Raw genomic sequence first — 13950 nt, 5'->3', positions numbered from 1 at the left:
GTTAAATCACGCTGCACCGGGGCGAACCCTCTTACGGGCCGCGAATTCCGTCTCATCGGGGTGCCGCGCGAGGGCCGCCTCGGCCGATCCGAGCTGCCACGGCACGCTGGTGACCATCACGTCCGGCCGGAACAGCAGACGCGCCTTGAGCCGGAAGGCGCTCTGGTTGTGCAGGAGGTGCTCCCACCAGCGGCCCACGACGTACTCGGGGATGAAGACGCAGACGACGTCACGCGGGCTCTTGAGGCGGATCCTGGTCACGTAGTCCAGCACCGGCCCGGTGATGTCACGGTACGGCGAGTCGAGGATGGTCAGCGGCACGGGGATGTCATGCTCGGCCCAGGAGCGCTCGAGCCGGTCGGCCTCCTCCTGGCTCGTCGCCACGCTCAGCGCGGTCAGCGTGTTCGGCCGGGTCGCGCGGGCGAAGGCCAGCGCCCGCAGCGTGGGGGTGTGCACCCTGGAGACGAGCACGACGGCGTGGATGCGGCTGGGCAGCGGCATGTCCTTGTCGCCCGGTTCGAGCTCGGCGGCGACCCGCCGGTAGTGCCGGTGGATCCCCTTCATCATCAGGAACACCAAGGGCATCGTCACCACGACGATCCAGGCGCCGTGCATGAACTTGGTCAGCAGCACGATCACCAGGACCAGTCCGGTGAGGAGCGCCCCCACGAGGTTGATCGCCCGAGCCCGGTGGACGGAACGCCGGGCCGCCGAATCGGCGAGCCCGCGCAGTACGTCGCCCCAGTGTTTGACCATGCCGGACTGGCTGAGGGTGAAGGAGACGAAGACGCCGATGATGTAGAGCTGGATGAGGCGGGTGGTGCTGGCGTCGAACGCCCAGATCAGCGCGCCCGCCAGCAGGGACAGGATCACAATGCCGTTGCTGAAGACGAGCCGGTCGCCGCGCCGGGCGAACTGCCGGGGCAGGTACCCGTCGCCGCCGAGGATCGAGGCGAGGATCGGGAAGCCGTTGAACGCGGTGTTGGCCGCCAGCACGAGGATCGCGGCGGTGAACGCCTGCACCAGGAAGAAGAAGACCGAACCGTGCCCGAACACCGCCGCGCTGAGCTGGGCGATGACCGTCTTCTGCTCGTAGCCCGACGGCGCGCCGACCAGTTGCGCCGGATTGTCGGCGATGTGCACGTGGGTCGCGAGCGCGAGGACCGTGATGCCGCCGAACATGGTCACGGCGAGCAGGCCCATGATCGTCAGCGTGGCGGCGGCGTTCCGGCTCTTCGGCGGCTTGAAGTTCGGCACGCCGTTGCTCACGGCCTCGACTCCGGTCAGCGCCGTACATCCCTGGGCGAAGGCGCGCAGGGCGAGCAGGACGGCCGCCGCCCCCACCGTGTTGTGCGTCGCGTGCACCCCCAGGGCGGCCGACTCGGCGGTCGGCGCGCTCCCGAACAGGATGCGGACGAGGCCGACGATCAGCATGAGGAAGACGCACACCACGAAGCCGTACGTGGGGATCGCGAACGCGGTGCCCGACTCTTTGACCCCGCGCAGGTTCATCAGCGCGAGCACGACGATCAACACCAGCGAGATGCCGACGGCATGCGGGCCGAGCGAGGGGAAGGCGGAGACGATGTTGGCGACGCCCGCCGCGACGGAGACGGCGACGGTCATGACGTAGTCGATCAACAGGGCGCTCGCCGCGACCAGAGAGGCGCTCTCACCGAGGTTGGCCCGGCTGACGGCGTACGCGCCGCCGCCGTTGGGGTAGGCGTGACAGGTCTGCCGGTAGGACGCGGTGACCACCAGGAGCAGGAAGACGACCCCCGCACCCACCCACCAGGACAGGTAGAACATCGCCAAGCCGCCGAGGCTGAGCGCGAGGAGGATCTCCTCCGTCGCGTACGCGACGGAGGAGAGAGGATCGCTGCAGAAGACGGGGAGGGCCAGCTTCTTAGGCAGCAGCGTCTCCCCCATCTGCCCGGTCCGGAGCGGCCGGCCGACGAGGAAGCGCTTGGGCATCTGCAAGACGGCTTGCTTCACGATTGCCAGCAAACCGGCCGGGGTCAGGTCAATCGGCGTTCCCTAACGCCGCCCTAACGCCCCCGACCTCCTTCTTAACGCGTCCTTAACGCCCTGCCGACGCTGGAAGCTCGATGCGATCGGCTACTGCCGCACCGGGCCGGCGGACGTCTGCGCATGACCATGCCCGAATGATCTCGGCGTGAGACCGCCCCGCATCCCGCAGAATCCCCATGCGGCGTGCAACCGATGTGCGGCCGCCTCCTCACGTGCCATATGACACATTGTGATGATCGTTGTCGGTGTATACAGGTATCAAGGGCAGATACCTGCCCAGAACCGCGCCCGACTCGCACGGGGGATGAAGCGTGACGGTGAACCTCGGCCAGGGCGTCACGCGATCCGATGGAGAGTGGCCGGCCGACCTCGACGTCGCCGCCCTGCGCGCCGGAGGATGGCGGCCCACCCCGTTCCGGGAGTTCGTCCTCAAGATCCATAGCCGCTGCGATCTGGCCTGCGACTACTGCTACATGTACGAGATGGCCGACCAGAGCTGGCGGTCCCGCCCGCGCCGGATGTCCCGCACGGTCCTCGACCAGACGGCGCGGCGCATCGCCGAGCACGTCCACGCCCACGGGCTGGACCGGGTCAAGCTCGTCCTCCACGGCGGTGAGCCCCTCCTCGCCGGCGCCGAGCGGCTGGCGTACGCCGTGCGGGCCGTCCGTACGGCGGTCGGCTCCGGTACCAGCGTGGACGTGCGCGTCCAGACCAACGCCGTCCGGCTGAACACCGCGTTCCTCCGGATCTTCGACGAGTTGGACGTCACCGTGGCCGTGAGCCTGGACGGGGACGAGGCGGCGCACGACCGGCACCGCCGCCGGCCCGACGGACGCGGGAGTCACGCCGCCGTACGGGCCGGCCTCGCCCTGCTCACCGGGGACGCCTTCCGGCACCTGTTCGCCGGGCTGCTGAGCACCATCGACCTGCACAACCCTCCCGTCCGCACGTACGAGGCGCTGCTGGCCTGGAATCCGCCCCAGGTCGACTTCCTGCTGCCGCACGGCAACTGGAGCGCGCCCCCGCCGGGCCGGACACCCGGCTCCCCCGACACTCCGTACGCGGACTGGCTCATCGCCGTCTTCGACCGGTGGTACGACGCCCCGCGCCAGGAGACGCGGGTGCGGACCTTCGCCGAGATCATGCAGCTGCTGCTCGGCGGGGCCAGCAGGACGGAGAACGTCGGCCTCTCCCCGGTCGCGACGATCGTCGTCGAGACCGACGGCGCGCTGGAACAGGTCTCCGCGCTCAAGTCGGCGTTCCCCGGCGCTCCGGCCACCGGCCTGCACGTGGAACGTGATCCGTTCGACACGGCGCTCCTCCTGCCGTCCGTCGCGGCCCGGCAGAGCGGACTCGACGCGCTGGCGCCGGCCTGCCGGTCCTGTGCGCTGCGGCGCGTCTGCGGAGGCGGCCTCTACGTCCACCGGTACCGCGCCGGCAACGGGTTCGCCAACCCGTCGGTCTACTGCCCGGACATGTTCCGGCTGATCGAGCACGTCCGCGACCGCGTCCGAGCCGACCTGACCGCCCGTGCCGCCCGACAGGGCTGAGCCGATGCGGTTGGCGCGTCATCGGGTCTCCGGACACGATCTGGAGAAGCTCGCGCGCGGATCGGGCGGCGCGCCGGTGGCGCGCCGACTGGCCGACACCCAGCACAGCACACGGCTGCTCCTGCTATGGGGGGTGATGGACACCGCCCGCCGGACGGGGCACGTCGCGGCCGATCGGACACGGCAGGCATACCTCCTCCTGGCCGACCTCCAGCGGCGCCATCCGGCCGAGGCCGAGACGGTACTGAGCCACCCGGCGGTCGGTGCCTGGGCGCTCGGGGCGGTGCGCGCGCTCCGCGGCACCGCCGGCCCCGACGACCCGCCCGCCGATCCCGCCGGACTCGCCACGATCGCGGCCGCGGTAATGATCAGGGCGGGCGCGCGCGGCGCCGTCCGCGTGCCCGCGGCGAACGGCGCGGTGATGCTGCCGTCGCTGGGCCGGGCGGACGTCCCCGGCGACGACGTCCTGGTCAGGTCGTCCGGCGCCGGCGCCGAGCTGACCGCGCCCGGCGTCCGGGTGACGGTCCCGGCCGATCCGCACACGGACGCACCGGGCTGGCACGGCCTGCGGCCGCTGACCGCCTCCGCGCACGGAATCACCATCCGCGCCGTGATCGACGATCTCGACCCCTGGCGGCTGCCGGGGGCCCAGGTGGACCACCGGATCGACGCCGGCGCGGTCGCCGTGTGGCGATCGCTGTTCGAGCGGGCGTGGGAGCTCGTGGCGCATCATCACTGGACGGCCGCTTCGGAGCTCCAGACCATCCTCCGGGCCGTCGTACCGCTCGCCGCCCCGCCGCGGGACCAGCTCAGCGCGACGTCCCGGCAGGCCTTCGGCGCGGTCGGCAGCTCCCGTCCCGTCGACGCCCTCGGCTTCGCGGTGGCCCTCGCCCACGAGATACAGCACGCCAAGCTCATGACCGTGCTGGACACCGTTCCCCTGGTCCGGCCGGACACCGGACGGCGCTACTACGCCCCGTGGCGGGAGGATCCGCGGCCCGTCGAGGGCCTGCTACACGGAGCGTACGCACATCTGGGGGTCAGTGGCTTCTGGCGACGGCAGCGTCAACACGAGCAGGGTGCGACGGCGATACGAGCGCACGCGGAGTTCGCGCGCTGGCGGAGCGCGGCGCTGCGGGTGACCACGACGCTGCTGGCCAGCGGAGCACTGACCGACGAGGGCACCATGTTCGCGGCCGGGATGCGGCGCACGCTGGAGGACTGGGCGACCGAGCACGTGCCCGCCCCGGCGCTCCGGTGGGCACACCGGGACTCGGAACGGCACCGGACGCACTGGCTCCAGCGCAACCACGCCCGCTCCTGAGCCGACCGGAGCGCCCGGCCGTCGACGCTCAGATCGGCGGTACGTCGAAGTCGAAGTCGAGCCGGCCGCCGGTCGCGGCGACCCGCGTGTCAGGGTGCTCGGGGCCGAGCGTCCGGTTGTAGCTGAGGATCGTGGCCGCCGCGAGCGTCTCGGCCTCGTCCTCGGCGTGGACCGCGCGCAGATCGAGCATGAGGTTGGCCGCACAGCCCAGCGTCACGGGGTGGCCTTCGCCGAGCAGGGACCTCAGCCGGGCGAGGCTGTCGGCGCCGAGTTCACGCGCGCTCTCGTACTCCCCCAGAGCGTTGCGGTCACTGGCGAGATTGATGGCGACCGTCAGCGGATAGTGATGGTCCTTGCCCAGCCTGGCATGCAGACCGGCGAGGGCCTTCTCGTTCAGCTCACGCGCCTGTTCCGCGTCGTCGCGGACGCGATGCAGCAACGCAAGGTTGCCGAGGCAGGCGAAGTAATACGGGTGCTGGTCCCCGTACAGCTTCGGGTACCGATTCACGGTCTCCTCGGCCAGCTGGAAGGCCTCTTCGATCCGCCCGACCGTCCGCAGGATGTTCGACAGGGCGACCGCCGCGGCGAGTGTGTCGGGACGGTCGGCGCCCAGAAGCCGGGTGCATTTGGTGAAGATGTCCCGCGCGAGGTCGAGGGCCTCGTCGTACGCTCCGGACCGCCGCATCGCGATCGACAGATCCCGGCCGGCCCCCAGCGTGCCGCGATTGTCCGCGCTGAGCTCCTGACGCCCGAAGTCGTAGGCGTCCTCACCCAGGAAACGGGCCTCGGTGTATTCGCCGCACAACCGGACCGCCCGGCTGAGGTTGACCCACGACGACAGGACGTTCGACTTGCTGACGCCGGTGGTCGCCTCGCTCTGCGCGTTGAACGCCTGCTCGTGCAGGTCGCGCGCCGTTCGGTAGTCGCTGACCAAGGCGTAGTCGAGCGCGAGGTTGTTCACCGTTTGAAGGGTGCGACCGTCGCGCTCGCCGTAGGCGGACCGGTGCAGGTCCAGCGACGTTTGGTCATGGCGCAGTGCCTCGGCGAACTCCCCGCGCGCCCGGAGCACGGCGCCGAATCCGTTGATGAGGTTGAGGGTGACATGGTCCTCGGGGTCCAGCACGCGCTGCGCCCGTTCCAGGGTGTCCTTGACCAGTTCGTAGGCCTCGGCGTATTCGCCGAGCTCACGGAGGATCGTGCTGAGCCGGCGCTTGGCCAGCAGGACGTCGGGCGCGTCAGGGTTCTCATCGGCATGCCAGGTCTCGAGCAGCTCCTCCACGAAGCCCTTGGCGGTGGCCAGGTCGCCCGAGGTGGTGAGATAGCGCACGATGTCGCTGGCGAACACGCGCACCCGCGGATCGGCCGACTCGGCGACGCGCGCCGGCCGCACGTGCGGGACCAGCTCCGCGTAGCGCGGCCACGCGGCCTCGTTGTCGGGGTCGGCCGGTGCGGCCCCGGCCAGAAGCTGCTGCACTTCCTCCCGGAGCTCCGCCTGCTCGGCGGCGGACAGAGACTCACGGAGGAGCGCCTGGATCAGCCGGTGCACCTGGATGGTACGGCTTTCGGAGTCGATCCTGACGAGGGCGTATCGGCCGAGCATCCGGATCGCCTGGGAGCGGCGGATGGCGTTGCCGAGCACCGGGCTCAGTTTCGACTCACCGGCGAAGGTGTTGCGGCGGAAGACGTCCAGCGGGATGGGCTCCGGCCCGAAGAAGGCGCACGCTCGCAGGAGCTGCATCGCCTCGGGCAGCTGCTGCTCGAGCTTGCTCACCGACAGCTGCCAGGCCGCCGTCATCGAGGCGGGATACTCCGACGCGCGAATCTGGTTGAGCAACTCGGTGGGCTGCTTGTTGAGCAGGTCGAGGTATTCGTCGGGGGCCATCCCGGTGACCGTCTGGAGCGCGCCCGCCTGCTCCAGGGCGAGGGGAAGGTCGCCCAGGCTCTCGGCGAGCAGCTGGGCGTCGGTCTCGCTCATCGACCGAGGCGCCCGGCGGTTCAGGAACTCGACGCTCTCACTCCGGCTGAACACGTCGATCGCGACGGTGTCGACGACGCTCTCCCACTCCTGGTTGCGGGAGGTGATGAGCACGTGCCCGGGCCCCTCCGCGGGGACGAGCCGCAGGATGCCCTCCGGGTCGCCGGCGTTGTCGAAGATCAACAACCAACGGTCGTAGGGATCGCCCCGGCGCAGGGCGTCCAGCACCGCCGCCGCGGAGTCCTCGATCCCCGCCGCCTGCGCCGACTCCAGGCCGAGCCGGGGCGCGAGACCGGCCAGGGAGGAGGGGACCAGGTCGGGCTGGTCGGCGGAGATCCACCAGACCAGGTCGTACTCGGATCGGAAGCGGTGGGCGTACTCGATGACCACCTGGGTCTTGCCGACGCCGCCCATGCCGTGCAGCGCCTGCGGGATGACGGCGGTGACGCGGTTCGTCAGGCCTTTGTGCAGGTTGTCGAGCATCCCCTGGCGGCCGGTGAAGTTCTTGTTGCGCGGCGGGATCCTGCCCCACACCTGAGGCACGCGTCCCGTCGTGCGCCCGCTGCCCAACGTCTCGGATTCCACGTGCCGCCTCCGCCGCCACTATGCACTTCGAATACGGGCTTCATCTAAACACTCATTACCCGGGGTGCACAGCGCCAATGCCGCGAACTCGGAGATGGATGTCCAGTTAAGCAATGAACGCCCCCATAACGTACGTTACCTACGCGGCGCACGATTAGTCACTTACATGCCTTTATCGGGCATCCCAAAATCACGAATGGTCATGGCCCCGTCCCATTGGAACCGATCGACAGGCCCGCGTCCGGGGGTGTATGAGTTAACAGACAGGAAGAGACATGACCCCGCCCGGCCGGATTACCGCTGTGCCGGTGGGGAATGCCTCACGGTGCGACTGCAAGGACGGGCCAGGGAGCGCCGCATGCGCGACGACAGGACGACGCCGAATGACGATCCGGCAGCTCCCGACGAGGGTTTGATCGACCTCACCGGGTTCGACCTCGGCGATCTGGACACCGCCGACGGGTCGTGCCTGGCCGAGGCGCTCCGGCACCTGGTCGACACCCAGTCGCGAAACAGCGAGGCCGTCTCCGGATTCCAGGACTGAGGCGTGTCCGCCACGAGCGCCCTCCGGCCGCCGGAGGCCGAGGCAGCCTCGCCGGGTGACGTGTCACGTGACCTTCGGTGACGGCAGGTGATCTCCATGAGACCGCCTTCATCTCTGATCGGCCGGGCCTCGTGATGATCAATACGATGACGCCCCGGGCGAACGGTCTCCCCTACATCGGGCCGCGCCCGTTCAGCACGGCCGACGCTCGCGGGTTCTTCGGCCGCGAAGAGGCGTCCCACCGGCTGGCCGAGCTATGGCGCGGCCATCGGCTCACCGTCCTGCACGGCCCGTCCGGGTCCGGCCGGACCTCCCTCATCGAGGCCGGGGCGCGGCCCCTGCTGCCCTCCAACGAGGTCGAGGTCCTTCCGACCGGGTGCCTGTCCTACGGTTCGGTCTTCCCGGCGGCGGCCTTGCCCGATCACAACCCCTATACCCTGGCGCTCCTGTCGTCCTGGGCACCCGCCCAGCCGGCCAGTCGTCTCGCGGGATGGTCGGTCGCCGAGTTCCTGACCCGGCAGACCCACCGCGCCGACGTCCTCGGCCGCCGGCTGCCCCTGCTGACCGTCATCGACCAGGCCGAGGAGCTCGTCATCGGGCCGCCACAGGCTCAGGAGCAGGCCCGGCGGGCCTTCGCGGAGGAGCTGGCGGAGGCGCTCGACGAGCACCGCGAGGTGCGGCTGCTGCTGTCCGTTCGCGACGGATCCCTCCCCGACCTCGGGCCCTATGAGCGGATCATCGGCGGCGGCGACGTGGCACGGCTCCACCTGGCTCCTCTGGACTCCGACGCGGCGCTGGACGCCGTCCGCGGGCCGCTCAGGGGGACGGCGCGGTCGTTCGCCCCCGGAGCCGCCGAGTTGCTCGTCGACTACCTGCGTGCCGGCACTCCGGTCGTCGAGCCCACCTTCGCGCAGGTCGTCTGCGAGCGGCTGTGGCGATCGCTGCCCCCGCAGGGCGGCGCGATCACGGCCGACGTGGTCCGGGCGCACACTGACGGCCATCCCGCGCTGACCGGCTACGTCGCGCGGGCTCTCGCCGACGTCGCCGAGCAGTACGAGGTGCCGGTCGGCAGACTCAGATCCTGGATGCAGCGCGCCATTGCCGACACCGGCCGGGAGCCCTCCCCGGAGGTGCGGATGCCCCCGCCCGTGCTGCGCGCGCTCGAGGACCTCCACCTGATCAAGTCGAAGCGCTCGGGCGGAGGGCTCACCTACGAACTCCAGCATCCGCGGCTGATCGGGCCCCTCGGCCGGATGATCGAGACCCGTCCCAGCACGGCGGGGCCGGCCGAGCGGCTGCGCGCGGCCGAGCGTGCCCTGGCGAGCGGCGAGTTCGCGCGGGCCGAGCGCCAGGCGGTCACCGCCGTACGCCTCGGGCCCGCGTCCGATCTGCGGTTGCGCGCGGAGGCCGAGTCCCTGCTCGGCAACGTCGCGCACGGGCGAGGCCTGCGCAAGGAGGCGGAGACGCACTACCAGACGGCGGCCTCCCTGTTCGAGGCCCGGCAGGACCGCGTGGCCGTCGGCCGGCTGCTCGCGGCCATCGGCCAGCTCCGGCTCGCGGACGGCCGTCGAACGGAGGCCCTGGAAGAGCTGCACGCCGCCGCCGAACGCCTCCCCACCGACCTCACCGTGCAGGCCGAGCTGTCCCGGGCGCTCTGGGAGCTCGGGCAGACGCGTGCGGCGATCACCGTCCTGGACGGCGTCCTGTCGGCCGAAGGCGACGCGCCGGAGATCCTGCGCACGCGAGGCGAGTTCCTGGCCGACCTCGGCGACGCCGAAGGGGCCCTGCGCGATCTCGACCGCGTGCGGCGGCTCCGGCCGGTCACCCGGGCGGCCCGGGCGCTCGCGCTGGCCACGCTCGGGCGGTTCGACGAGGCACAGCGGGAGATCACGGTCGCGCTGGACGAGGCCTCCGGCAGCGGCCCGGTGCTGCTGTACGCCGCGCGGGTCGCGAGGCTGCGCGGCGACGACGACGCGGCGGCGGACCTCGCCCGGCGCGCGGAGACCGCCCGCGACCCGGACCTGCCGCCGCGTCAGCGGCGGGACGCCCGCCGTATCCACGCCCACCGGCCGGACGACCCGCGCCCGGACGGGTGACGGTCGCCGAGGTCGGCCTCGACCGCCTGATACATCTCCTCCAGCCTCGCGTCGAAGGCACTGAAGTCGATCGGCGCCCTGATCTCTCCGATCAGGAACCTCGTCTCGGGCCCGGGATCGTACTTCAACTCGGCGTTCCGGGCGGCGAAGGCCACCAGGGCCGTGGCGGCGGCGGCGAGCGCACGGGCGGCGTCGGCCAGGTCGGGAGCGAGCACCGCCACGTGGGAGGCTCGCTGGCCCACCATGCGCGCGTGCTCGTCGACGGCGGCGAGCTTGACGTCCAGGTCACGCCATGATCGCTGGCCGGCCAGCTCGAGCTCGACACGCAGCTGCATCGCCGGGCCGAGCAGCTCGCCGTACGCGGTCTGCCGGGCCTCCAGAGCCAGCCTTCCGCGCTCGCGCTCGGCCTGGACGGACTCCCGCCGGACCGTGCCCCACAGCGTGACCGCGACACCGGCGATCGTTCCTCCGGCCGTGATCAACGCTGCCAAGGAACCGTCGGGCATGACCGCAGTCTGACACCTCACCGGTCCGCCCATGACCCCTTATGCCACACAGCCGCCGTTCCTTCCCATGGTCAGCGTTCGAAGCGGTAGCCCATGCCCGGTTCGGTGATCAGGTGGCGGGGTCGGGACGGGTCCTTCTCCAGCTTGCGGCGCAGCTGGGCGAGGTAGACGCGCAGGTAGCCGGTCTCGTTCGCGTACGACGGGCCCCAGACCTCGCGGAGCAGTTGCTGCTGGCTGACGAGCCGCCCGGCGTTGCGCACGAGCACCTCGAGGACGTGCCACTCGGTCGGGGTGAGGCGTACGTCGGCGGCATCGCGGACGACCTTCTTGGCCGCCAGGTCGACGGTGAAGTCGTCGGTGACGATCACGGCGTCCTCTTCGGGCGGGGCGGCCCGCCGTACGGCGGCGCGGAGCCGGGCCAGCAGCTCGTCCATGCCGAACGGCTTGGTCACGTAGTCGTCGGCGCCGACGTCGAGCGTCTCGACCTTCTCCTCGGAGGCGTGCCGAGCGGACAGCACGATGATCGGCACGCTCGTCCAGCCGCGCAGGCCCTTGATCACCTCGGCGCCCTCCATGTCGGGCAGGCCCAGGTCGAGGACTATGACGTCGGGATGGCGACGCGCCGCCAGGTCGAGGGCGGTGCGGCCGTCGGGGGCGGCGTCGACCTCGTAGCCGCGGGCCCGCAGGTTGATGCGCAGCGCGCGGACGATCTGCGGCTCGTCGTCGACGACGAGTACTCGTGTCACGTTTCCCCCTTGCCTGCCCGCACCGTACCGCTCGTCCCGGTCGGCAGTGAGAACACCATGGTCAGTCCGCCGCCGGGGGTGTCCTCGGCGCGGAGGTCGCCGCCGACGGCCTCGGCGAAGCCTCGCGCCACCGCGAGGCCCAGACCGACCCCGCTGCCGCGCGGCCGGTCGCCGAGCCGCTGGAACGGCTCGAACATCCGGAGTTTGGCGGAGTCCGGGACGCCCGGCCCGCGGTCGGCGATCCGCAGCTCGACCATGCCGCCGTGCTCACTCGCGGTGACGCGGACCGGCTCGGGACCGCCGTGCCGTACGGCGTTCTCGATGACGTTGGCCAAAGAGCGCTCCAGGAGCCCTGGGTCGGCGACGACGGCCGGCAGGTTGTCCGGCACCTCGACCTTGACCTGGTCGCCCGGGACGTTCGCCAGCGCCGGCTGGATCACCTCGTCGAGGGAGACGGTGCGGGCGAGCGGGTTGACGACGCCGGTCTGCAGGCGGCTCATGTCGAGCAGGTTGGCGACGAGGCCGTCGAGGCGGTCGGCCGACTCCTCGATCGTGGCCAGGAGCTCGGCCTCGTCCTCGGGGTCCCACCGCACGTCCGGTGAGCGGAGGCTGCTGACGCTCGCCTTGATCGAGGCCAGGGGTGTCCGCAGATCGTGGGAGACGGCGGCGAGGAGCGCGGTACGGATCCGGTTGCCCTCGGCGAGCCGCCGGGCCTCCTTGGCCTCCTCGGCCAGCCGCTGGCGGTCGAGGGCGGCCGCAGCCTGGTAGGCGAAGGCGGCCAGGACGCGGCGGTCGGCGGCCGGCAGCACCCGGCCGTCCAGCGCGAGTGTCAGGGTGTCGCTGACCTGGACGGTGACGTCCCCGTCGCCGGGCCGCGCGCAGGTCCCCGGGCCGGCCGACGCGACGGGTGCCCAGTCGTCGCCGGAGCGTTCGAGCAGCGTCACCGTAGACAGCCCGAACGTCTCCCTAACGCGCTCGAGCAGCTCGGGCAGGGCGTCCTCGCCGCGCAGCACGCTCGTCGCGAGCATGCTGAGCGTGGTCGCCTCCGCGCGCGCCTGCGCCGCCTGGGAGCTGCGCCGCGCCGCGAGATCCACGACGGTGGAGACGGCGACGGCCACGGTCACGAACACCAGGAGAGCCATGGCGTTCTCGAGCTCGGCCACGGTGAGGGTGTGCAGCGGGGGCGTGAAGAACCAGTTGACGAGCAGGAACCCGGCGACGGCGGCGACGATCGCGGGCCACAGCCCGCCGACGAGCGCCACGCCGACGGCCAGCGCGAGGAAGAACAGCAGCTCCGTGGGGAGCTCGAAGTGCCGCCCGCCCGCCGACAGCAGCGCGGTCAGCGCCGGCGGGCCGAACAGCGCGAGGAACCAGCCGGCCGTTCGGCGTCCGCGGCCCAGCGAAGTGGGCGGGACGGACGCCCGTCCCCTGCCCTTGCCGGCGTAGTCGTGGGTGACGATGTGCACGTCCACGTCGCCGGACAGGCGGGCGACGGTCGCGCCGACGCCCGGCCCGAAGGCGTACTGCCAGCGGCTCCGCCGGCTCGACCCGAGCACGATCTGCGTGGCGTTCACGGCGTTGGCGAACTCCATGAGGGCCTTGGGCACGTTGCCACCGGTGACCTGGTGGTAGGAGCCGCCCAGGCTCTCCACGAGCGCGCGCTGGCGGGCGAGCGCCTCCGGCGACCCGTCGGCGAGGCCCTCTCCTCTGGCGACGTGCACGGCGACCAGGTCGGCCCGGCCGGCCCGGGCGGCGATTCGGGCGGCGCGGCGGATGAGCGTGTCGCCCTCGGGACCGCCGGTCAGCGCGACGACGATCCGTTCCCGCGCCTCCCAGGTCTCGGTGATGCCCTTCTCGTCCCGATAGCGGGCGAGCGCGTCGTCGACGCGGTCGGCGACCCAGAGCAGGGCCAGCTCGCGCAGCGCGGTCAGGTTGCCGATGCGGAAGTAGTTGGACAGCGCCGCGTCGATCTTGTCCGGCTCGTAGACGTTGCCGTGGGCGAGGCGACGGCGCAGCGACTCCGGCGCCATGTCGACCAGCTCGATCTGGTCGGCGCGCCGGGCGACTTCGTCGGGCACGGTCTCCCGGGGCCGTACCCCCGTGATGCGCTCGACGACGTCGGCCAGGGACTCCAGGTGCTGGACGTTGACGGTGGTGACGACGTCGATGCCCGTGTCGAGGAGTTCCTCGACGTCCTGCCACCGCTTGTCGTTGCGGGATCTGGGGATGTTGGTGTGCGCGAGTTCGTCGACCAGCACCACTGCGGGGCGGCGGGCGAGGATCGCGTCGACGTCCATCTCGGTGAAGACCCGGTCGCGGTGGGCCACCTCGCGGACCGGCACCGTCTCCAGGCCGTCGAGCAGCGCCGTGGTACGCGCCCGGCCGTACGTCTCGACGTAGCCCACGACGAGATCGACACCGCGCTCCACCCGCCGCTGGGCCTCGTCGAGCATGGCGTACGTCTTGCCGACCCCCGGCGCGGCACCGAAGTAGATCTTGAGCCTGCCTCGCGTCGTTATCTGATTCACCCCCTTCCTGAATTGTGTCCCCGATGACGGTATTCGAGACGGACGGCCCGGTCCGCAGGCAGTCA

9 protein-coding genes are annotated in these 13950 nt (G+C 71.5%); 4 read left to right on the top strand and 5 right to left on the bottom strand.

The features are described 5' to 3' along the window. Positions 1 to 6 precede the first annotated feature (6 nt). Positions 7 to 1995, bottom strand: a complete 1989-nt coding sequence (locus tag AB0I04_RS28100; protein WP_360890574.1) for an APC family permease — start codon at positions 1993 to 1995, stop codon at positions 7 to 9. Between the two features lie 347 nt (positions 1996 to 2342). On the opposite strand from AB0I04_RS28100, the gene AB0I04_RS28095 reads away from it, so the two are divergent. After that, positions 2343 to 3581, top strand: coding sequence for an FxsB family cyclophane-forming radical SAM/SPASM peptide maturase (locus AB0I04_RS28095; protein WP_360890571.1), 1239 nt, complete (start codon positions 2343 to 2345; stop codon positions 3579 to 3581). Positions 3582 to 3585: 4 nt separating this feature from the next. Further along, entirely contained in the window at positions 3586 to 4905 is a 1320-nt protein-coding gene (locus tag AB0I04_RS28090) for an HEXXH motif domain-containing protein (RefSeq protein ID WP_360890568.1), read from the top strand. A gap of 28 nt (positions 4906 to 4933) precedes the next feature. Here the strand turns inward: AB0I04_RS28090 and fxsT are convergent, their stop codons facing one another. Next, on the bottom strand, positions 4934 to 7465 hold the full coding sequence (gene fxsT / locus AB0I04_RS28085; RefSeq protein ID WP_360890565.1) for an FxSxx-COOH system tetratricopeptide repeat protein: 2532 nt from the start codon (positions 7463 to 7465) through the stop codon (positions 4934 to 4936). Between the two features lie 358 nt (positions 7466 to 7823). On the opposite strand from fxsT, the gene fxsA reads away from it, so the two are divergent. Together fxsA and AB0I04_RS28075 are read left to right on the top strand one after the other, a co-directional pair. Next, a complete protein-coding gene (gene fxsA, locus AB0I04_RS28080) occupies positions 7824 to 8009 on the top strand; it encodes an FxSxx-COOH cyclophane-containing RiPP peptide (protein WP_360890562.1) in 186 nt (61 codons plus the stop codon). Positions 8010 to 8155: 146 nt separating this feature from the next. After that, positions 8156 to 10105 (top strand): tetratricopeptide repeat protein, encoded by a 1950-nt coding sequence (locus AB0I04_RS28075; protein WP_360890559.1) that lies wholly within the window; start codon positions 8156 to 8158, stop codon positions 10103 to 10105. Here the strand turns inward: AB0I04_RS28075 and AB0I04_RS28070 are convergent. The 3 genes from AB0I04_RS28070 to AB0I04_RS28060 all read right to left on the bottom strand — a co-directional run bounded on the left by AB0I04_RS28070 (position 10042) and on the right by AB0I04_RS28060 (position 13885). Further along, positions 10042 to 10611: a hypothetical protein gene (locus tag AB0I04_RS28070; RefSeq protein ID WP_360890556.1), complete on the bottom strand. Its 570-nt coding sequence runs from the start codon at positions 10609 to 10611 to the stop codon at positions 10042 to 10044. The genes AB0I04_RS28075 and AB0I04_RS28070 overlap by 64 nt on opposite strands. Positions 10612 to 10682: 71 nt before the next feature. After that, complete coding sequence (locus AB0I04_RS28065; protein ID WP_360890553.1) at positions 10683 to 11357, bottom strand: response regulator; 675 nt, start codon at positions 11355 to 11357, stop codon at positions 10683 to 10685. Beyond that, positions 11354 to 13885, bottom strand: coding sequence for a sensor histidine kinase KdpD (locus AB0I04_RS28060; protein WP_360890550.1), 2532 nt, complete (start codon positions 13883 to 13885; stop codon positions 11354 to 11356). The genes AB0I04_RS28065 and AB0I04_RS28060 overlap by 4 nt, the downstream gene beginning before the upstream one ends. Positions 13886 to 13950 lie beyond the last annotated feature (65 nt).

Origin of the sequence: Actinoallomurus sp. NPDC050550 (genome assembly GCF_040655075.1) — a bacterium.
Lineage (GTDB): Bacteria > Actinomycetota > Actinomycetes > Streptosporangiales > Streptosporangiaceae > Actinoallomurus.
Note: the sequence above shows the minus strand (reverse complement) of the source record. Positions and strands in the feature narration are given on the sequence as shown.